Source organism: Paenibacillus sp. J5, from assembly GCF_054955055.1.
The window spans coordinates 255782-277476 of record NZ_JBUEDD010000003.1; the positions used below are offsets into that span (position 1 = coordinate 255782).

The 21695-nt window shown below is 48.3% G+C and carries 18 protein-coding genes; 17 read left to right on the forward strand and 1 reads right to left on the reverse strand.

The window, feature by feature from the left end; all coding sequences use genetic code 11:
• The first annotated feature begins 3 nt into the window (after nucleotides 1–3).
• From ACY1JZ_RS06340 to ACY1JZ_RS06390, 11 genes are all read left to right on the forward strand, one after another.
• Nucleotides 4–726 (forward strand): cytidylyltransferase domain-containing protein, encoded by a 723-nt coding sequence (locus ACY1JZ_RS06340; protein ID WP_462628530.1) that lies wholly within the window; start codon nucleotides 4–6, stop codon nucleotides 724–726.
• 5 nt (nucleotides 727–731) lie between these two features.
• Entirely contained in the window at nucleotides 732–1190 is a 459-nt protein-coding gene (locus tag ACY1JZ_RS06345; RefSeq protein ID WP_462628531.1) for a GNAT family N-acetyltransferase, read from the forward strand.
• Nucleotides 1191–1192: 2 nt separating this feature from the next.
• Nucleotides 1193–2215 (forward strand): pseudaminic acid synthase, encoded by a 1023-nt coding sequence (gene pseI / locus ACY1JZ_RS06350; RefSeq protein ID WP_462628532.1) that lies wholly within the window; start codon nucleotides 1193–1195, stop codon nucleotides 2213–2215.
• Nucleotides 2212–3201 carry a hypothetical protein gene (locus ACY1JZ_RS06355; RefSeq protein ID WP_462628533.1) on the forward strand — a complete coding sequence of 330 codons (990 nt, stop codon included), beginning with the start codon at nucleotides 2212–2214 and terminating at the stop codon, nucleotides 3199–3201. The genes pseI and ACY1JZ_RS06355 overlap by 4 nt, the downstream gene beginning before the upstream one ends.
• Nucleotides 3202–3220: 19 nt before the next feature.
• A complete protein-coding gene (gene murJ / locus ACY1JZ_RS06360) occupies nucleotides 3221–4762 on the forward strand; it encodes a murein biosynthesis integral membrane protein MurJ (RefSeq protein ID WP_462628534.1) in 1542 nt (513 codons plus the stop codon).
• A 14-nt stretch (nucleotides 4763–4776) separates the two neighbouring features.
• Nucleotides 4777–5661, forward strand: a complete 885-nt coding sequence (galU, locus tag ACY1JZ_RS06365) for a UTP--glucose-1-phosphate uridylyltransferase GalU (RefSeq protein ID WP_270166525.1) — start codon at nucleotides 4777–4779, stop codon at nucleotides 5659–5661.
• A gap of 72 nt (nucleotides 5662–5733) precedes the next feature.
• Complete coding sequence (locus tag ACY1JZ_RS06370) at nucleotides 5734–6564, forward strand: hypothetical protein (protein WP_462628535.1); 831 nt, start codon at nucleotides 5734–5736, stop codon at nucleotides 6562–6564.
• Nucleotides 6565–6655: 91 nt separating this feature from the next.
• Nucleotides 6656–7678: a copper amine oxidase N-terminal domain-containing protein gene (locus ACY1JZ_RS06375; protein ID WP_462628536.1), complete on the forward strand. Its 1023-nt coding sequence runs from the start codon at nucleotides 6656–6658 to the stop codon at nucleotides 7676–7678.
• Between the two features lie 204 nt (nucleotides 7679–7882).
• Nucleotides 7883–11710 carry an S-layer homology domain-containing protein gene (locus ACY1JZ_RS06380; protein WP_462628537.1) on the forward strand — a complete coding sequence of 1276 codons (3828 nt, stop codon included), beginning with the start codon at nucleotides 7883–7885 and terminating at the stop codon, nucleotides 11708–11710.
• A gap of 304 nt (nucleotides 11711–12014) precedes the next feature.
• The gene (locus tag ACY1JZ_RS06385; RefSeq protein ID WP_462628538.1) at nucleotides 12015–12944 is read left to right on the forward strand and encodes a hypothetical protein; all 930 of its coding nucleotides are present in this window, start codon (nucleotides 12015–12017) and stop codon (nucleotides 12942–12944) included.
• 19 nt (nucleotides 12945–12963) lie between these two features.
• Nucleotides 12964–13839, forward strand: coding sequence for a DUF72 domain-containing protein (locus ACY1JZ_RS06390; RefSeq protein WP_270166510.1), 876 nt, complete (start codon nucleotides 12964–12966; stop codon nucleotides 13837–13839).
• A gap of 224 nt (nucleotides 13840–14063) precedes the next feature.
• On the opposite strand, the gene ACY1JZ_RS06395 is transcribed toward ACY1JZ_RS06390, so the two are convergent.
• A complete protein-coding gene (locus ACY1JZ_RS06395; RefSeq protein WP_462628539.1) occupies nucleotides 14064–15350 on the reverse strand; it encodes an alkaline phosphatase in 1287 nt (428 codons plus the stop codon).
• 310 nt (nucleotides 15351–15660) lie between these two features.
• Between ACY1JZ_RS06395 and ACY1JZ_RS06400 the strand changes: the two genes are divergently transcribed.
• The 6 genes from ACY1JZ_RS06400 (at nucleotide 15661) to ACY1JZ_RS06425 (ending at nucleotide 21638) form a co-directional block, all read left to right on the forward strand.
• Entirely contained in the window at nucleotides 15661–17574 is a 1914-nt protein-coding gene (locus ACY1JZ_RS06400) for a carbamoyltransferase C-terminal domain-containing protein (protein ID WP_462628540.1), read from the forward strand.
• Between the two features lie 15 nt (nucleotides 17575–17589).
• A complete protein-coding gene (locus tag ACY1JZ_RS06405; RefSeq protein ID WP_270166507.1) occupies nucleotides 17590–17853 on the forward strand; it encodes an acyl carrier protein in 264 nt (87 codons plus the stop codon).
• Entirely contained in the window at nucleotides 17854–18975 is a 1122-nt protein-coding gene (locus tag ACY1JZ_RS06410; RefSeq protein ID WP_462628541.1) for a hypothetical protein, read from the forward strand.
• Nucleotides 18976–19049: 74 nt separating this feature from the next.
• Nucleotides 19050–19853, forward strand: coding sequence for an ABC transporter permease (locus ACY1JZ_RS06415; protein WP_462628542.1), 804 nt, complete (start codon nucleotides 19050–19052; stop codon nucleotides 19851–19853).
• Between the two features lie 6 nt (nucleotides 19854–19859).
• Nucleotides 19860–20654: an ABC transporter permease gene (locus tag ACY1JZ_RS06420; protein ID WP_462628543.1), complete on the forward strand. Its 795-nt coding sequence runs from the start codon at nucleotides 19860–19862 to the stop codon at nucleotides 20652–20654.
• 3 nt (nucleotides 20655–20657) lie between these two features.
• Nucleotides 20658–21638: an ABC transporter ATP-binding protein gene (locus ACY1JZ_RS06425; protein ID WP_270166500.1), complete on the forward strand. Its 981-nt coding sequence runs from the start codon at nucleotides 20658–20660 to the stop codon at nucleotides 21636–21638.
• Nucleotides 21639–21695: the final 57 nt, after the last annotated feature.

Consider the following 21695-nt stretch of genomic DNA (forward strand, 5'->3'; position numbering starts at 1 on the left):
ATCATGAATATTGTAGCGATTATACAAGCTAGAATGGGCTCGACTAGACTCCCAGGGAAAGTAATGCTAAAAATTCAGGATACAACAATTCTTGAGTACGTGGTGAGACGAGTTCAAGATGCCAATGAAATCAATGGAGTTGTCATAGCTACTACTATAAAGCAGGAAGACGAAGTAATCATTAAAGAGGCTGACCGTCTTGGAGTTCATTCATTCATTGGTTCTGAAGGCGATGTGTTGTCTAGATACTATCACGCGGCTCAAAAATTTAATGCGGATATAATCATTCGGATAACTTCGGATTGCCCTATGATTGATCCAGTGCTATTGGATACCATGGTGAAAGCTTTTAAATCACAGACATGTGACTATTTAAGTAATACTTTATCAAGAACCTACCCGAGAGGGTTGGACTGTGAAGTGTTTAGTTTTGATGCACTTGAAAGGTGTTATTTGGAGGCGCAGAGACCGCATCAAAGAGAGCATGTTACCCCATATATTTATGAAAATCCAGACAGTTTCACAATAAAACATTTTGAAGATCAAGAAAACAACTCCATGTTTAGATGTACTTTGGATACAATAGAAGACTTTGAATTCCTCAAAATTACTATGGAATCTTTAGGCGAACACTACTCTTATAATGAATTAATTCACTTTCTAAAAAGTAACTCAGAAGTTGTAGAAATCAATAAAAAAATTGTACAGAAAGAGTTAGAGGCTTGAAAATCATGAGTATCATTGTGAGTTTTAGAAATGTTACTCTACAAGATTGTAACTTGGTTTTTAATTGGGCCAATGACGAGGAAGTGCGAGAGAATTCTTTCAATACTAATGTGATTCAATATGAGGATCATGTAAACTGGTTTGAGGAAAGACTCATGTCTCCTAATACTCAGCTTAAAATACTTCAAGTGAATGGTCATGATGTAGGCATTGTAAGACTGGAAAGAATGAATGAAACCTCAATATTGATTAATTATAGCATTGATAAAAATCATCGTGGTAAAGGCTATGCAACTACCCTTTTAAGGATGATTAAGACTGAATATTATCCCTTAAATTTAATTGGAAAGGTCAAAGCGCACAATATCGGATCAATCAAAGCATTCCAAAAAGCAGACTATTCACTCAAGCAATCAGGCGAAATTATTGAGTTTCATTCAACCAGTAGTATTGAGGAAGGATAAGGATGTATATGAAAAACGAAGGTGTATTTATTATTGCTGAAGTTTCAGCTAATCATGGTCAAGATATCCAAATAGCAAAGGAAACGATCAGAGCATCCAAACAAGCAGGGGCGGACGCTGTCAAAATTCAGACTTATACTCCTGATACTATAACTTTAAACTGTGAAACTGAGTATTTTCAAATTAAACAGGGGACAATATGGGACGGCACAACACTTTATAAGTTGTATCAGGAAGCTTATACTCCTTGGGAATGGCATGAGGAACTATTTGAATATGCTAAGGAAATAGGAATTACACTATTTTCTTCACCATTTGATCATACAGCAGTTGATCTGCTTGAATCACTTAATACTCCAATGTATAAAATTGCATCATTTGAAATAACAGATATACCCCTTATACGATATGTAGCTTCAAAAGGTAAGCCTGTTATTATCTCGACGGGGATTGCAGAGCTAGGGGAAATAAAGGAAGCAGTTGACGCCTGTAAAATTGAAGGGAATGAGGACATTACTCTTTTAAAGTGTACAAGTTCCTACCCTGCACCTTACGAGGAAATGAATCTAATAACGATTCCTAATCTAAGAGATACATTTGGAGTGAGAGTAGGATTGTCTGATCATTCCTTAGGAAGCACAGTAGCTTTAGGAGCAGTAGCTTTAGGAGCAAAGGTAATCGAAAAACATGTAATATTGGATAGAAAGATCGGTGGTCCAGATGCCGAGTTCTCAATGGAAATTGAAGAATTTAGACAGATGGTAGAAGAGATCAGAAAGCTTGAACGAGCATTGGGAAAGGTATGTTACGACCTGAATGAAAAAACCAAAAAGAATCGTAATTTTGCAAGATCATTGTTTTTTAGCGAGGATGTGAAACTGGGAGAAGTTATTACAGAGGTTAATCTGAGATCTGTTAGACCAGGTCATGGTTTGCATCCAAGATATTATTCACATATTCTAGGTAAAAGGGCAACTAGAGATATTGAAAAAGGAACACCGGCAGAGTGGGGACTTTTCAATTGAAGACGATCGTATTTCGAGTGTTAGGGGGACAGAATATTGGTTATGGTCATTTCTTTAGAACCTATTCACTTGCAAAAGCATTTAAAAGAAATGCCCCTACTTTGAAAGTAATATTTATTATAAATGATCAACTTTCTGAAATGGTAAGTCAATCTGGATTTTATTATTATGTGAGTCCGTCTTTTTCTTCGGATATTCCATTACTCGTGGAGCTTAAACCTGCTCTAGTAATACTAGATTCGTATATAGCGAATAATAATTACTTACAAGAGATAAAAAAACACTCTAACTTAATGCTTATTGATGATAATAATGATATATATGATTATTCATTAGCAAATATAATTCTTAACGGCAATGTATATGCTCACACATTGCAATACGGATTAAGCTCTGATTGTCTTGCTTTGTTAGGAGCAGAGTATTTGCTTATGAAGGAAGAATACTGGGAAAATGAGTACAGAGAAGAAGCGCCAAAACAAGGGGTTCTAATTACTACTGGTGGAACTGATTCATATGAAATCTCATTGAAATTAGCTAGCAGCTTGAAAGATGATAAGATACCTATATCTATAATTATAGGACCGGGCTACAATGAAGAACTTGTATACGCATTACAAACATTACAAGACCAGTACATTAACTTGATTTATAGACCTAGCAGTTTGAAGCAGTACATTCAATCCTCTCAATGTGTTGTGACTGCTGCGGGGAGCACTGTGTACGAGGTTCTCTCCCAAGGAACAATGCCTATAGTTTTTAGCATGGCTGATAATCAAGATAGAATATATAACTACTGCTTTAAGCAAGGTTTGGCTTGTATAGGTAAGTATCCTAATTTAAATTGCCAATTGCTTAAAAACTATTTAAAGCAGAAATGCTTCACACCTCAAGATTCTAATAATGCTCTGGTTATTGATGGTCAAGGTGCTAACAGGGCAGCAAATAAAATTCTGAAACATCTCAGCACCTTACTAGAGTGTTAGGATCATTACAGGAGCAACAATGTCGAAAAAAATTCTAAATACAGCCATTCTGATAACAATTGTAACTTTCTTAAGCAAATTAACAGGCTTTCTAAGGGATGTAGTTTTGGCCGCAACTTATGGAACGACAGTATACTCAGATACATTTCTGATGGCTCAATCTATTATTAATGTAATTACTGGACTTGTGTTAGCAGCATTGGGTACAACTTTTATTCCAGTAATGTCTGATTATATTCTTCATAAAACAAAGCAGGAAACAAATAAGTTCCTTAATGTGGTTTATACTATAACAATTAGTTTGACAATTGTAATTAGCGTTCTTGGTTTTCTCTTTGCAGAAAATCTAGTCACAATATTTGCTCCTAATTTTACAGAAGAAGCATTAGCACTCACAGTGAAGCTAACAAAAATTATGCTTCCAATCATTATGTTAAGTGCAATTGTAACGTTAAGCAGTGCTAAACTACAGAATCATGGAAGCTTTGTGATTCCGGCATCTATTGGTTTTCCTTTGAATTTTGTATTAATCATCTCCATGCTTTATATTACCGACCACTTTGGCGTTGAAGGATTAGCATTTTCTCTTGTTGCCGCGACGTTAGGGCAAGTTTTTTTACTATATCCATTCTCAAGAAAACTAGGTTATAAATTTAAGCTTGACTATGATTTCAAGGAGGAAGGGCTACGCCGTATTGGATTGTTAATAGTGCCTATTATGATTGGATCAGGGATTCAACAAATAAATACAATGGTTGATCGAATTATGGCTTCAGGGTTACCTGAAGGGAGTATAGCAGCTTTAAATTTTTCTAACCGTTTGAGTGTATTTATTATCGGATTGTTGTCAGCAGCTATAGCATCCATATTCTACACTTCAATGTCTAATTACTTTTCTGCGGGAAAAGATGAATTGTTCAAAAGATTACTTAGAAATACTATTAATGTATCAGTTCTGGTGACGATTCCCGCTTCAGTTGGTTTTATAATTCTTCGATTACCGATAGTGCAATTAGTTTTTGAGAGAGGAATGTTTGACCGCTCAGCAAGTGAGATAACAGCTATAGCTTTGCTGTTTTATACAATAGGTCTGGCTGGGTTTTTGTTGCGCGATGTTATAAGTAGAGCTTTTTATGCAATCAAAGATACCAAAACGGCAATGATTAATGGATCTATTGCGGTCATCTTAAATATTGTTCTCTCCATTCTGTTAGTTCCTTACATGGGCATTGGTGGTTTAGCGCTGGGAACATCAATCTCTGCTACTGTAGGAACCTTGTTACTTATGTATAATTTGCGTAAGAAAATAGGAGATTTTGGTCTCTCCAATATTAAAATCACCTTTTTGAAGGTAAGCTCCGCCAGTCTCGTTATGGGGGTTGCAGTTCATTTCTGCTATGAGTTCTTTTATGCTACCTTATCATCTAATTTGATTTCTGTTCTTGTAAGCATTATTGTTGGATTATTATTTTATTCTACTCTGATTTTCTTATTTAAAGTCGAAGAGGTTAATTTGTTGAAGCAAATGGTAAGAAATCGGATGAGACTATTTTCTAAATAAATGGAGGCCATCCCATGCTAGTCCGCAAAGCCATCATCCCGGCCGCTGGTCTGGGCACGCGCTTTTTGCCTGCGACCAAGGCGCAGCCGAAGGAAATGCTGCCGATCGTAGATAAGCCTACGCTGCAATACATTATTGAGGAAGCGGTGGATTCCGGAATCGAGGAGATTCTGGTCATTACCGGCAGGAACAAGAAGTCGATCGAGGATCACTTTGATAAGTCCGTGGAGCTGGAACTGGAGCTGGAGTCCAAGGGCAAGCTGGATCTGCTCGAGGAGGTTCGCAAAATCTCCAATATGGTGAACATTCACTATATCCGACAGAAGGAGCCGCGCGGCCTGGGGCATGCGATCCATTGCGCCAAGAGCTTCATCGGGCAGGAGCCGTTCGCGGTGCTGCTCGGCGATGATATTGTCTACTCGGACAAGCCCTGCCTCAAGCAGATGATCGAGGTGTACGAGGAGTACAAGACGACGGTGCTCGGTGTGCAGGAGGTGCCGCTACAGGATGTGAGCAAGTATGGCGTGGTGGAAGGCAAGCATATTGAGGATCGGGTGTATAAAGTAAGGAATCTGATCGAGAAGCCGCAGGTGGAGGAGGCCCCGTCGAATATTGCGATTCTGGGTCGCTATATCATCAATCCCGCGATCTTTGAGATTCTGGAGCATACAGCACCCGGCAAGGGGGATGAGATCCAGCTTACGGATGCGCTCAGGGAGCTGGCGCAGAAGGAAGCGATGTACGCGTATAAATTTGAGGGACAGCGCTACGATGTAGGGGACAAGCAAGGCTTCCTGCAGGCTACAGTGGAGTTCGCGCTGCGCCGCGGCGACTTGCGAGATGAATTTTTGAATTATCTGCTCGCATTGACAGATAAGGAACGGAATCGGATTGGGTAATTCACCCAAAACTGCAACAATGCCGACGCCATATGCGTCTAAGCTAGAGTAACCAATATTAGGAGGGTGACTATGAATCAACCATCCCCTAGAGTGAAGCGCACTAGGCCATCCTGGAGGCTATGGGGCGCGTCAATTATCGTATGCCTGGGCATTGTAGCGGGCGGCCTGTATTGGAGCGGAAGCCTTCCCTTCAGTCAGACGAGCGCCCCAGAGGCTGCGGACTCGGATGCGCATCGTAACGAGCAGACGGGCGACATCGCCCGTACCGAACCGGAAGCCGAAGTCGATACGCCACCCGATGGTACAGTGGACAGCACGAGCACTAACGTCGGAAGCAGCCGCTCGGCAGATGGAAGCTCCGATTCTGATCCTGCCGCGACTGACGATGGAGTGACTGCCTCAGGCAGTGAAGCGGACAAGGCTTCGGCCATTGGGGAGAGCGGGGAGGATAACATGTCCTCGTCACCGGATCAGGCCACGAAGGAGCCGGGCGGCGCGGCAACGAACCTGGAGGATGCCGATCCAGATAGCGTGCCGAGCGAGCAGGAGCAGCAGGCGACCATCTCGGCGCATTATAAGAAGCTGTCTGCGCTCAAGTCCAGATGCAAGTCCAGTGTCAGCTCCTTGCTTGGACAAGCGAAGCAGAGCATCGAGCAGGCGCAGCAGGATGGCGATGAGGCAGCGGCAGGTCAGGCGAAGAAGCAGTTGTTGGCCTCGGTGATCGATGCGGAGGGAAGCTGCAAGAGTGATTTTGATCAGATTGTAGCGGACGCCTCGGGAGATTTTGCCAAGCAGGGCATCTCGACTGATGTGATCAAGGGCTGGAAGCAGGAGTACAATGAAACCCGGCAGGAGAGCTACAATAAGGCGATGGAGCAATTACAGTCCATGATCAATTAATGCCCGATTATGCTACGAATTGACGCGAAGCTGTGTTGTCCCATTGTGGATCGCGATAGGCGTACTTATTGAATACGAAATGAGGGATTCGATGCATTCTATGAAATTCAAGGTGTTGGCGGTTCTTATTGTATTGATGATGACATTGTCTAGCGTAGCGTCCGCTGCGGCAGCTCATACGGTAAGCGCGAAGTCTGCTGAGGTACAACTGGTATTTGACGGGCAGACATTGAAGATGCCAGAGGGACAATATGTATTTGTAGTGAAGGGAACGACATATGTTCCGGTACGATTCGTATCGTATGCCTTGCAGAAGAATGTGGATTGGGACAATGCGAGCTCTACGGTCTCAGTAAGCAGCCCGACGGACGAGCAACTGAAGAATCTGCAGAGCTACCTGAAATCTATGGTGACCAAAAGTGGCGAGAGGGCATCCGAGGTGGGCGTATCCAAGAAGCTGACGGAGAAGTCGGCCACGTTCGTCTTTGACGGCAAGGTAGCCAAGCTGCCCGCTGGACAAGCGGCATACATTCTGAATGGCTCGCTCTATGTGCCTGTTCGCTTCATGTCGGAGTCCTCCGGTGTGAAGATTACATGGAACCAACAGAGCAAGCAGATTACGGCGACCACTCCGGCGACCACAGACGGTAAAACGCCTAGCGGTGGTGGTGTGACGACTCCGCTTGATCCATCTACAGGCTCCAGCAGTGGAGGCGGCACCACGCCTGTTACCAGTGGAGGCTCCAGCGGCGGAGCAGGTGGCGGCGGAGGTGCTGGTGGTGGCGGTGGCGGTAGCACCCCGACCAAGCCAAGTTACGAGTCGATCACATCAAGCACGAAGAGCAAACTGGAGGCGCTGGAGGAAACGTGTGAACAGACGATGATGGCGATTGCCGGAGACTACATCGCTGGCAAGCTGACTAAAGCACAGGCCAAGACAAAGGGCAACGAGAAGCTGGCGGAGTGCAAGGCCAAGTTCGACAATATCGTCAGCGATGCGGAGCAGCAGTTGAAAAGCAATGGCTATAGCACGGCAGTGATTCAGGAATATCGGGACACGTTCAATAAGAAGGTAGAGGATGGGCTGGCCGTTCTTGAGGGGATGATAGGTTAACCCTGAGAAATGAGCGAGACGAATAGCATTCAGGCTCCCGCGGTACATGTAGGTGTACTCGCGGGGGCTTTTTTTCGTTGTGTTGACGGCTCTGAAGTCTAGGAATTTTTTACCTCTGCATGATATACTAGTTAGGCTATAGTGCTTTTATACTATATTTAACGGTAGATGGATGATAAGCGAGAATAAGGGAGAGGGATAGCGTTGCAGAGTATACAAAGATGGGCAGCGACGGCAACACTTGCATTGGCATTGATGGCGGGTAATGTGCCGGCACTAGTGTCTGTGGCACCGATGTCGGCAGCGTCAATCGGTTCGGATGTGCAGGGTCACTGGGCAGAGAAGGCGTTAATGGAGTGGCTGGACAAGGGCTGGATTAGCGGGTACGGGGACGGCATGGTGAGACCGAACCAACCGGTGACGCGGGCGGAGCTGGCGGCGATGATCAATAAGGCATTCGGGCTTCAGGGAAGCGGGAAGCAGGCGGAGTTCAGCGATCTGCCCGCCGGGCATTGGGCACGGAATGCAATCAGCACTGCGCTGGAGCAGGGATATATGAAGGGCACAGGTGACAACAAGGTGTCCCCGAATCGTCCTGCGGCACGGCAGGAGGCGGCCGTGATGCTGGCCGCGCTGGTGCGTGGAGAGCCTGGGGCGGAGTCAGTGTCAGCAGACACGAAGACGGAGACGGATGCGACAAGCCCTAAGACGGAGGCGGGCGTCACTGCTGAAGCTACAGCGGCTGCAGGAACTACAGGAGCTGCAGGGGCTGGCACTGCGACGACCGCGGATGCGGCCAGCTCGGAGGGAGCGTCCTCCACAAGCATGGCAGAGGCGGCTGAGGCTGCCCCGATCCTGGAGCCGCCTGCCTTCAAGGATGCGGAGCAGCTCGCGAGCTGGAGCCGGGAGGCGGTCGCACTGCTGGTGAGCAAGGGGATCATGAAGGGCGACCCGGCAGGCAACTTCCGACCGCTGGCCTCGCTGACTCGCGCCGAGGCGGTGGTGGCGATCGGGAATGCGCTGGCGGTGCGCCAGGATAGCGGCAATGCTGTGGCGCTATGGACGATCGATCAGCCGGGTGTATATGGCGGTACGGCGGCAGGGAACAAGGTGAGCGGAGACATCGCGATCCGCGCGGCAGGCGTGACGCTGCAGCATGTGCAGGTGACGGGCAAGCTGCTGATCGGCCCGGAGGTAGGCGAGGGTGATGTGACGCTGAAGGGCGTGACGGTAAGCGGTGTCACAACGATTGAGGGCGGCGGAGTGAATTCGGTGCATGTGCAAGATTCAACGCTGGGTACGGTCGTGGTGAACAAGGCAGGCAGTGCGGTGCGCTTGGCTGCTGCGGGAACGACGCGCGTCGAGCAACTGCGGGTGCAGTCGCCAGCGCGAATCGAGGGACTGGAGACAGCGACAGGCGGCATTCGCTCGATCGAGGTTGCGCCGCAGTTCCCTGCGGGCGGAGAGCTGGAGCTGAGCCGACATGCGGGCAAGCTGCGGATACGAGCCGCGGGCGTACAGCTAAGTGCGCGCGGAGCGACGATCGGGCAGATGATCGTGGACGCGGAAGCGAAGGACGGAACGTTCAAGCTGGACAAGGGGTCACGAATCGAGAGCCTGGAGCTGAACGCGAAGTCGTCGTTCAGCGGCGACGGCAAGATCGATAAGGCGAAGCTGAGCAAGGCGGCGGAGAGTACAACCTTCGCGGTGAAGCCAGGACGGGTGGAGCGTGAGAGCGGCCTTGGCGGAGGCGGGTTCGGAGGCGGTGGAGGCGGCGGGGGCGGAGCGCCAGGCAATGGGCCGGGTTCTGGCACCGAGACGCGAAGCGCGCTGTTGAGCTCGCTGGCGGTCGAGGGCTACACGCTGCATCGACTGTCTGATCAGTGGGGGCCGATTGTCGGCACGGGCTTCTCCAGTGAGGTGCAGAAATATAAGCTGCGGGTGAAGGAGAGCGATCGCAGCAAGAAGCTGAAGCTTAGCTTCGCACCCGCTGAGTCCGGGGCGACAGCCAAGGTGACTATATTCCGTCCGTTAGAGGAGGAGCAGAGCTTCTCGGGAGCCGCGGCATATAGTATGGACATCCAGTTGGTGCCGAATGAGGATGTGCAGGTGGATGTGGTCGTACAGACAGGAACGGTCACGAAGAAGTATCAGGTGTGGGTGCACAATACGGATATGCAGCACGGTACCTCCATAAAAACTTATCCTGATGTGAATGTGGACGATGGGAGTATCAGGGGAGAATATCAATCGCTCCGAACCAGCGTCGTCGATGCAGGGGACGAGCTGCGCGTTACCTATGCGGGACGTGAGCTGTATGTGTGCAAGGACGAGAACTATTCCTTATTATATTGCGACATGAGCATCTATCAAAAGCAGGTGCTGCCCGCGGAGAAGCTGCAGTTGGAATTCCAACTGACGAAATATAACGGGGAAATAGAGCGCTACACGTATGACTACAATGGCACCAAGCTGCCCTATATCGAATCGACTACGGATCTGTCGGCAAGGCAACTGACGAAGGATGAGCTGGAGCAGATTACCCTTGAGTACGGGGAACAAGCTGGAGCATTCCACTATGGATATAAGCTGGGATGGAGCACCCAAGCCTTGAAGGATGTGCCGCCTGGGGCAGCCTACTATGATGTCATCGAACGTACAGCGTATGGAACTGCTCCAGCGGTGTACGGTATGCGGGCGGAGGATGCGAAGGGGAAGGGTTTTACATTAAGGCCCATCGGTCAGGACTATTACCAGCCGTATTCACTCTCGGAAGAGGGCTCTCGCCTTATCTATGACCAGCAGTTATATATTGTCTTCTATGATGAACAGGGTAATCCGCTGGCATACATGGTGCAACTGGTTCCATACGATCAGGAGCATGTGCTGGCAGGAATCGCACTGGGCAATACGAAGCCGGGTTCAGATTATAAGGATTATCTGGATGCGAGTCTGTCCCAGCTAGCGATTGACGGGGTGAGCTTCTATAATGAGATGGGTTGGACGCAGGAATTCCATCCGAATCACTATCTATATGTGCTCTTGCAGGAGGAGGCAGACCAATTGCTGGGGGCTACTGTTCGTGTAGCAGCCCGTTCTCCCCACGCGAAGCTTCGCTATCAAGTACATTATGAAGGTCAGACATTGCCAGAGGAATGGCAGCAGGTGACAGGTAATACGATCACTTTGCCGCAAAACCGTGAGATTGTCTCGCTTACAGTGGTCTCGCAGGTCGATATATACACGGCGTCTTATACGATCATGGTGGAGGGAACCTCCGGTTACTGGTCGGGCATGTTGAATGTGAACTATTATCCGCACGAAGGCCAGAATAAAATGACGTATCTGTTCAGTTATATGTTCGATTACCAGGACGGGGATGTGCGTCGCATCTATAAGAATAAAGAGGATACAGAAGCGGTTATGCAGTGCGTCGGCTACTGTACGTTGCCAGAGGAAATGCTGAATGTAGGCGGTAAAGGTAAGTTCTATCATGCCCTCGTGCGATCTGGGCAGGAGGGGGAGAAGAAGCGGTTCACCTATGATCTGACCCGGATTGCACCGCTGAATATAACGAAGGAGCTGCCTGTGAAACGGCTGACAGTTGCCGAGCTGGAGCAGCGGGGTTTGCCAGGTGGATTCACCTTCTATGGCTGGGAGTTTGAATGGAATCTCTCGACTCTGGAGCCAGCGCTTGCTGGCCGAGCGGCCTATTATTCCAGCACGATCATTCCGGTCTATATAGAGGGTGCTCCCCCAAGCACGCTCGTGCGCCAAGCCGCCGGGGTCACCAAGCCGATCCTCAATGGAATGTTGTCGGACTCGATGCTGGTATGGGCGATGGGGTCTAGAACCTACGATCAGTATATCTATGTCACCCTGTATGATCATACAGGGGAGCCGATCGGCTGTATCATTCAGCGTCAGAACTATGATCCAGCCTTCGCTTACTACAAGGAGGCCCCACAGCCAGGCGGGGGGAACCCAGGCGGAGAGCCGTTCCCGGGCCCAGGAGAGCCGGTCATGAGATGATGAGCATCAAGCTATATAGAAGATTCACAGCATAATGAGGGGGCCGGTTAGTTGATCGGCTATTCCGTGCTCAGCGACGGTCTGAGTGCCGATCAATCGTGAACAACTAAGGGCAACAGGGGGATACAGGTCGGAATTCCCCTGTTGCCCCTCTATCTTTTCTCCTGACTATCGGTGGATGAGGTGCTACCTTATTCCCAATTTGCGAGAATTGTGATCCAGGTTTCAAACTTTGTTAAGCGCCGTGTGGTATAATCGAACGTATGATTCGTTTTTTTATATTGCTAACAGGCGGTGGAACGATATGAAACTATCCAAGGCGAGCATGGTTATCGGCGGATTTCTTGTGCTGCTTGTATCGGTTTGGATTGCCATTCAGATGACCTCGACCAGGCCCTCTGTGGAGAAGACGACAGGCTCGGACTTCGTGTCGGCTGGAGATGATGAGGCGGTGTACCTGCTGGACAAGCTGCCTTTTGACCAGGAGGAGGTAAGGGCGATCTCGGTGCAGCCGCCGGATTCCGAGGCAGAGATTGAGGTGCCCGATACGCGCAGATATGTGATTCTGCAAAATCTGGCCTGGCTGAATATGAGGGCGGCTGCAGCGCAGGGGGTTCCCACACCTGCCGGGAAGGAAGAGGCCAAGCTGCGGTTTCAGGTGAAGAATGAGACCTATGAGCTTCCCTATGATCTGGGCAGCAACACCATTGAAGCGGATGGACGGGCTTATTATGCAGATGATCAGGTATATCTGTTAGTGAATGAGCTATTGAGGCCAGATAGCCAGTTGGCAGAGCTGGAGAACCTGCTGGAGCAGGCACGCGCAGAGCTGGAGCAGGAAGAGCCGAATATTGACGAGGCTGTGCGCTATGAAGCTGCCAGGCTGCTCGTAGATGGTAAAGACTATGAGGGATGGCGCAAGGAACTGGAGCAGGCGAAGCCTCTATCTCAGACACCGTTCTATTCGGACGAGTATGGCAAGGTGCAATACATGCGTCATTATGAGAAGGGCGTCTATGAGCAGAGCAACCTGATTATTTTTATGAGTGGGGAGCATCGTACTAAGGATGACGTCTATCCGGGGCTAACCAGGCAGCAGGTGCTTGATCGTCTGGGCAAGCCCAATCTGCAGACGGAGACCCTATGGAGTTATATGACAGGAGAGAATCTGAATTTCTTCCTGTACTTCAATGAAGATCAGTTGTCGTGCATTGCGCTCAGGCAGCCAAACTGACGCAAGGGAGGAGCAAGCAGTGATTCGGATCGGATTGACCGGCTGGGGCGACCACGTATCGCTGTATCCCGACAGGGAGGCGGCTGCCAACAAGCTGAAGACCTACAGCGAATGGTTCGAGACGGTCGAAGTGGATAGCATGTTCTATGCGGTGCAGCCGCAAAAGAATATGCAGAAATGGACAGAGGAGACGCCTGACTCGTTCCGCTTCCTGGTTAAGGCGTATCAGGGCATGACCGGGCATTCCAGAGGCAAGCTTCCCTTCGACTCGGAGGAGGCCATGTATACGGCGTTCCATGCGTCGCTGCAGCCGATGCAGGAGGCAGGCAAGCTGGAGGCGGTGCTGTTCCAGTTCCCGCCGTGGTTCGATTGCAAGCGGGAGCATGTAGGCATCCTGCGCGAGGCCAAGCGGCGAATGGGCGATGTGCCGTGTGCGCTGGAATTCCGGCATCGCAGTTGGTTCGAGCCGCAGATGCGGCAGCGCACTCTTCACTTCATGCGTGAAGAAGGCTGGATACATAGCTTGTGCGATGAGCCACAGGTGGGTGCAGGGTGCGTGCCGATCGTGGAGGAGGTTACGCATAGCGAGCTGACGGTGGTGCGGCTGCATGGCCGCAATGAGAAGGGCTGGCAATCATCGGGTCAGCCGAACTGGCGCGAGGTGCGTTATCTGTACCGCTACAGCGAGGCGGAGCTGCTGGAGTGGGCGGAACGCCTGCAGCGGCTTGCGCAGCAGACGGCTCGTCTGTGTGTCATCTTCAACAATAACTCCGGTGGAGATGCAGCGGATAATGGCAAGCAGATGCTCGCGCTGCTGGGGAAGGTGCCGCCGCGCGGCACCTTCGCTCCCGTGCTCCCCGGACAAGAGAAGCCGGAGCAACTGGAGTTGTTCTAGCATCGGGTCTGCAACCCGGTATATAACGCGGGCTACCGAAAGCTCCTGTTGCGGGTCGCCCCTGTTTGAAGACTCGGGGCTCTGTGTTAGGTTTGTCTGATTATAGTGCTCTTGGCAATTGATGATGCTATACTGGAGGCACAATAAAGCGGCCTTAGTCCTGTGGATCAGGAGTAAGGCCGCTTATTAACGTTGATCTAGTGCTTCTGAGTTATTGACCGGGATCATTCAACTCCCTCAGCGGACTCGAGATCAAAGCCGATAGACTGTGCAATGACCTTGGCTATGTCCGTATTATCAATCACTCCGAAGAGCTTCGAGGAACCGGGACCATAAGCATAGACGGGTACATCAACTCCAGTATGGTAGAGGGTGATCCATATAATACCGGCCCGGTCACTAATGATCTGATTCAGGGTTGCCTCATAATAATGGCTTTCCTCAATTGCTCTGATTTCGTCATCATTCAGTTCCACCTGAGCATACTCGTGCACAACCTCTTTCAGGTCCTGGCCTTGCCGTTTCCAATAGTTGATCATTGCCGCACCGGAGGCTTTGACATGATGAAGAAGGTCAATAGAGTATGAGCTGTCCACATTGCCTACTGTCATTCCCCCGGTATCGTGGTCACCAGCTATAATTAGCAAGGTATCGCCGTTCTCCTTCGCGAATTCCAATGCGCTTTTCACAGCCCGCTCGAAGGCTTCAATTTCCCGCATTGCCCATGCCGCATCATTCACATGGCCGGCATAATCAATTTGACTCCCCTCGACTAATAAAAAGAAGCCGTTCTTATTGGGAGCCAGTACCTCGAGCGCCTTGTTCGTCATTTCTTCCAGACTGGGTTCGGTCATAGCATCTCTATCGATTTCTGGAGTCATGCTCTCTCCTGCAAACAGTCCGAATAGTTTATCATGATTGGCTTCGAGCAACTGATCGCGGTTTTCTAGATAGAGATAGCCCAACTCCTCTGCTCTCTTCTTATCCTCCGGTGAATATAGATTCTTACCTCCTCCTAATAACACATCTACCTTCCCAATCAGTTGAGCGGCAATTTCCAGTTCCTGAACCCTCGAGTTAGCATGCGAAGAGAATGCCCCCGGAGTCGCATGGCTGAGCGTCGATGTGACGACCATTCCGGTGGCCTTGTTCGCCTCTATGGCGCCCTCAAGGACAGTCTTCAGAGCCTTGCCGTCCGCTGTCATACTGATCGCGCCGTTCTGCACTTTGTTTCCTGTCGCCATAGCGGAAGCGGCAGCAGCCGAATCGGTAATGAAATGATCCAATGATCGCGTCTTGGCCATACCTACTAGGATTTCATCGAGGGTGCTTGCTTGCCCGCCAATATAGTTTCGGTAATTTGTTGCATACGCGGCAGAGAAACCGTCGGGAACCATAACGATAACATTTTTGACTCGGCTGTCTTTGGATGCTCCATCCCCACATGCTGCAGTCATCAGTACAAGCAGCGCAACCATCATTACATTTACAGATTTAAAGCCCCGTCTCATCTACACATTCTCTCCTGTCATTCTGAAAGATAAGAGCAGATCGCATGTTTACGCTATCTATTCTTTCTTGTCCCATTCTACTTATCGGATCGCTAGATTAATCGGTTATTTTTGTTTGATGTGCGGCTGAAGTGTGTGCTGAGCCGACTATTTGTGCAAGTTTCCCTGAGATAGCATCAATGATGGCTGATTATTCGTTTCTAATATTTGATACGATGAATGCACAGCCGTACCTGACAGTATTGGAATTGCCGCTGCACAGCGTCATCGAGCAATAAAGTTTGCCTATCTACAAGCTCAAGGGGGACATATGAAGGACGGATATTATCTCTCGACTTACCTGGAAATCGATCGTTTGCGGCATTTATTGAAATCATCTGCTCGCCATGATCATAATCTGTCGTTATTCAAAAAAACCGGTGACCAGGTGGAACTAATTCGTTACTGGGAGTTAGAGCGAATCACAGGTGTGAAAAATCATAATATAGCCTTTTACAGTCAGGAACAAGCCAGAGACTTTATTAATGAATTGCTGCAGCCGCTGCATTTGTCGTTGGCAGACATCAATGAAATTTGGGGAACACCGGGCCTTCAAACGCATGATGACTATCATTCCATTCATGATTTCCCAGATTATAGCTATCACAATATTGCGCATCTCTTCTCGGCAATCATGTTGGATTCGGAGAAGTTTTATCACTCGACTATACTCGCTCTGGCATTGGATGCAGGACCTGACATACTCTTAGACCACAATTCCCGTAAAAAAATCCAATTTGCCGGCTGCTTCGTCCGCGAAGGTCATATGGAGCTGTTTCCTGTGGAATCGCCGGGCTGTATGTGGTTTTGGGTGGCGCAGCATTATAGGATGAGGGAAGGCACCTTGATGGCTCTCGCGTCGGCTTGCCAGAGCGAGTCCGATATGGATATGCCACCGGAGATTCCAATGAGTGGCTGGGGGTTCAATCAGTGGATGCGGAGTCATCTGAAACACTATATTGATGCTGTTGAAGACCTCGCATCGCAACAGTCAGACCCATCCTGCTCGGACGCAGACCCGAATTTCTCAGATCATGAACGTAAAATGAGTATGGTGATGAAGAAGGTCCAGCAACGATCACTTGAGATGGTTGATGAGACGATTGAAGGTGCAATAGAGCGCTATAACATTCACCCTCAAGATACGTATGTGGCGATGTCGGGCGGATACGCGCTTAATTGTCCGACCAACAGCCACATCATGGGCAAGTTCGGATTCAAAGGATTGATTGCGCCGCCATGTGTAAATGACGGAGGCATATCGCTTGGTATAGGGTTATACGCTTTCTATAAGAAACACAAAGGGAGAATACGATTCCAGCTTAGCCACCCATCGTTTGGCGAGACGGATCATTCAGTCCGGACTTCCATCCGGCAGTCTCCCTTTGCCTCACATGTGAAGAGCACAGGCCCGGCAGACGAGGATCAAGCCGTTGATGATATTATTCAGAGTCCTGTTGTCTGGTTTCAGGGCTCAGCCGAGATAGGCCCGCGTGCGCTTGGAAACCGATCTATCTTGGGCGATCCTCGGACGAATCGGACGAAGGAGATACTCAATCTAATGAAGAAACGCCAATGGTGGCGGCCTGTGGCTCCAGTCATTATGGAAGAGCATGTTCAGGAATGGTTTGAAGATGCATATCCTTCCCCGTATATGCTGCATACGTTTACGATTAAGGCAGACAAGCGAGAGCTTGTCCCCGCGATTGCCCACTTGGACTACACGGCAAGGGTGCAGACCGTAAATTCGGAAACCAACCCGATTCTTTATGGACTGCTGCTTGCGTTCTATCGTAGAACGGGTGTGCCTCTCTTATGTAATACCTCGCTTAATGATAATGAAGAACCCATTATTAACCGTGTGGATGAAGCATTGAACTTCGCTCTTCGTAAAGGGATCAGCGCATTGCATATAAATGGAGAACGAATAGAGCTGTCAGATCATGAACGCTACCCGGCCACCAAGCCTCACCCCCGTAAACCATTTTTAGTATCTGGTACAATGGCGAAGGAAGAGCTCGATGCAGTATGGCGGGAGTTGAATCCTTATGAAGTATCGCATGAGTCGATAGCCAATTATTTCGTATGGGAAGCCGATGCGATCAACATTGTAACTCTTCAAGACGAACAAATCGCTAGAAAAATCGCCCGCTGGGGAAAAATGTTCTATTCGTTGACTTCATAGTGAGGGGGAATTTGCTTGATTAGTACTTATGAGGATACGGTCAAAGCGGTAAGCGCAATGATTCGGGACGTTGTTGCAATCCACGCAGAATTTGGGCCTGAGGATGATCTAAGGGAGCTTGGTCTGCACTCTATCGCTGCCATTACATTGGTAGTCGAGATTGAGAAACAATATGAGATTGAATATAACGATGACGAGCTGCTGCTGGGGAACTTTGCAACGATAGCCATTATCGTAGCGGGGATTCAGAGAAAACTTCAGGAGAAGGGGAGGGGCTAGATGAGCATAGACTACGCTTCGTTCTATTCCTTGCAAGCTCAACAAGAATATAAGGATTTTCGAATTTTTCATGATTTTTACGAATCTCTGGCAGAGAAGAAGGACATCTACTATATGTTCTTCTCTACAGGTTTATTGCAGTGGGTACGCAAGGCACTCCAATTCATACCACCCGATATGAACGTTGTTCTGATTGGGGCCGGACTTGTTCCAGCCGAGAAAGAATGGGTAAGCTCTCAGGCACGAAGACCTGCGGTATATTTGGAGAGGTCTTACACAGATCATACCATTTGGGATTTTCTATTTCGCGTGAATCGAACCCATTTCGGTTGGATCGATATCGATTGTTTTGTATTTAATCCAGAAGTGCTCACGGACTTGACCCGGGTAGGCGATGCTGTGTTGTCGGCAGCCTGGACATACCGGATCGACAGTGAAGCTATCGATAAGCGAGGCCATAAGCTTCAACCAGAAATCGCGAATACCTACTTGCTTTATGTGAACATGGAAGCGGTGAATGCGCTGCGCCAGCATACCGACATCTCGCCCCGGCCCTATTTGCTGAGTAGAAGCAACGAAGCCGTTATGCACTCCCGTCACCGGAGCTTACTTGACAAGTCTCACGAGCAGCTACTTCAGAACCTGTTCCAACTTCCTTCATTCCCCCCCGACATTGAGCCATATCCAGTAGAATCAGCCATTCATTCCGGTGTTGAAACCAGATTCATTGATACACTTGTCTTGTTTCAGCTTCTTGCCTATTACGAGGGCTATCGGATTCAGAAGCTCCCCGTCAACCGTAAGGATAACAGGGCGGTTTATCATTTCGGCGGAGCCAGTTATTACAAAAATTATATCGATCCGCGCTATAGCTTCGTTTCCGAAGGGAAACACGTCCAGACGGCTAAATACGAGAGAGCGTTGTTGATGGATTACCTGTTGGTCTCGCAGGGGGAGGATCTACCGCCCCCGTACCAGGGAATGAAACGCATGCTGAATGCTTATTTACAACACGCTGCGATCAAAGCGGCGGAGGCCGAGGCAAAGTTAACCGACATATTGCGAAGGTCGAGGCTCGGAGAGAAGGAGATCGAGTTATTGTTGACAGCCAACAAGCGATAATCGGGTCCATATTGCCGGCGCTAGGATAACCCGGTCGAGACCAGCCGTTTGACTGTATAGGGGGGCATACTGTAATGCGCGTGATGGTGCAGACATTACTTATCAGCATTAGATTATTTTGGGTACACCCCAAGGCTCTAGTTATTTCCTTTATCGTCCATCCGTTAATTCTGCTACTCAATATTCTTGTTTTCTATAGCATATTTAATCACCATGGCGAGCTGATGATACAAGGATATACGTTGACGCAGATGATATGGTATTTCAATGTCGTGCATCTGATTACGATACTCATATGGAATAATACGGATCGCAGATTATCCGGGCAGATTTTATCAGGGGATTTGGGCAACGCTTTACTTCGACCGTTGTCACTCTTCCGGTTTGAATTTTATAATGCCGTTACGCTCCGTATCGGAGGGCTGCTATTTGAGGTTATTCCTGATTTTTTCATATTCATGTTAATATATCCTCCTGTCTTTCTAGAGCTCCCTTCTGTTATCCGATTCATTCCCGTAGTGTTCCTGTCGTTCCTGATTTACTTTCTGATCAGCTATCTCATCGGGCTAAGCGCCGTTATTATACACAGTAACAGCAGCGTGCGAAGAACTGTATTCACCGTGGCTTCTTTGCTTGGGGGTGGCATGATTCCATTGGATTTCTTCCCGGCTAAGCTTCGTTCTGTATGCGATGCGCTCCCGTTTAAATATATTTTCTATGTTCCTATACAGTTTTTTCTTAATCGGGGAGGGGGAGCAGGTACGGCTTTTTGGCTCCAAACCTTAGGGTACCAACTCGTCTGGGTAGGCATTTTGTTCGCATTATGTATGGTGTCCTGGCGGTTGTTAATGAAACGGATCGTCGTTGTTGGGGGGTAAAGGCGCATGGAAGCATTACGCGGATTGTTGCGGCTATATGTTTGGAATATGAAGCTAGGCGTGCAAAGGATGATGGCCTACCGATTCGATTTTATCTTGAGCCTTTTAATTTCAATTCTATTCTCGGGTATTGGTCCCTACTTGCATTACTTATATTTCATTGAAGCAAGTGGTTATCCAGGGTGGACATTAAACGAGATTCTGCTGTTCCAAGGTCTGTTACTGCTTTGGTTCGGGATTAGGGATCTATTATTCGGCAATATTCAGGAGTACGTCATGAAGCTGATCCGAACGGGTGATTTCGACAGGCTTCTCGTAAAACCTTATTCGCCTATAGGCGTGTTGCTCGTCAGCGGCTTTTCTCTCAGCAGCATTGGACCTTGTGTCACGGGTATCTTCATCCTATCTATGGCGTGGCACCGTCTTAACTTGATCTTTTCGTGGAAAATGGCGGGGTTGCTGGTGGTTATGTTTGCCGCGGGGCTCATTTTATTTCTGGCGATTACAATCTTATTCAGCGCTGTGACGATTATGCTTATCCAAACGAGGGGGATAGAGCTCATTATCAACCGGTTACTCGGTTTTGCGGACTATCCGGTCAATATATTTCCGTCGGCTATATCCTCCATACTCGTAACTCTGCTGCCGATTGCCGTATGGACATTCTATCCTGCACAAATCTTGCTTGACCGGTCTGACTCGGGCATGTGGATTGCTGCCGGAAGCAGCGTGATTTTATTCTGGCTAAGCTTGCAATGCTGGAAGAGGTGTCTGTATCAATATACCAGTGCGGGGGGATAAGTATTGAGCGAAGTCATCATCAATATTGAAGGATTGCGGAAGTCATTCAAGGTGTACAAGAAGAAGGAGGGGCTGTTATCCAGTATTCAAGGCTACTGGGGGCGGAAGAGTGAGAGTGTTCTTGCGATAGACGGGATTAATTTAAGTGTGAATAAGGGTGAAATCCGCGGCTTAATCGGTCCCAATGGTGCGGGCAAGTCAACGACGATCAAAATTATGTCCGGCATTCTGCATCCGACCGAGGGAAAGGTGGAGATCATGGGGATGACACCTTGGAAGGACCGTAAAAAGTATGTCAAAAACCTTGGCGTGCTCTTTGGTCAAAAATCGCAGTTGCAATGGGATCTCCCCGCTGTTGACACGTTTGCATTGAACCGTGAAATCTACAACATTCCCATGGCACGTTATCGCGAGCGTATCGAATATTTTAATGATCTGTTGAAGATTGGGGAAGTCATACACAAGCCGGTGAGATTACTTTCTCTGGGCGAGCGGATGAAGTGCGAATTGGTGTGTGCGCTACTTCATGAGCCGACACTCATATTTCTGGACGAACCGACGATCGGTCTCGATATTATCTCCAAAGAAACGATCCGCAATTTTATTCGCCTTGCAAACCGAGAACTGCGAACGACGTTTATCATTACGACCCACGATGTATCCGATCTTGAGGATTTATGTGAGAAGGTCACCATTATCAACAATGGACATGTCGTATTCGACAATTCGATGCTCAGCCTGAGCTCATTTTTCCGTGACCGTAAGGTGATCGATATTACCTTCCTCGAGCCTGTGCCGCTTGAGAAGCTTCATCCCTATAAAGTCCTTTCCTATCAAAGCTTAACAGCCAAGATTGAAGTACAGCTAGGCGATAGAGATATTAAGCAGCATGTAACGAATATTTTCGAGAGGTATCCAGTTATGGACATCAATGTCGGTAATATTCGGATCGAAGATGTCATTAAGTATATTTATTCTTCCTAATTACATTGGAATTGAGTGGTTATAAGGCTGTTCCCTGTCATGCGGACACAGCCTTAT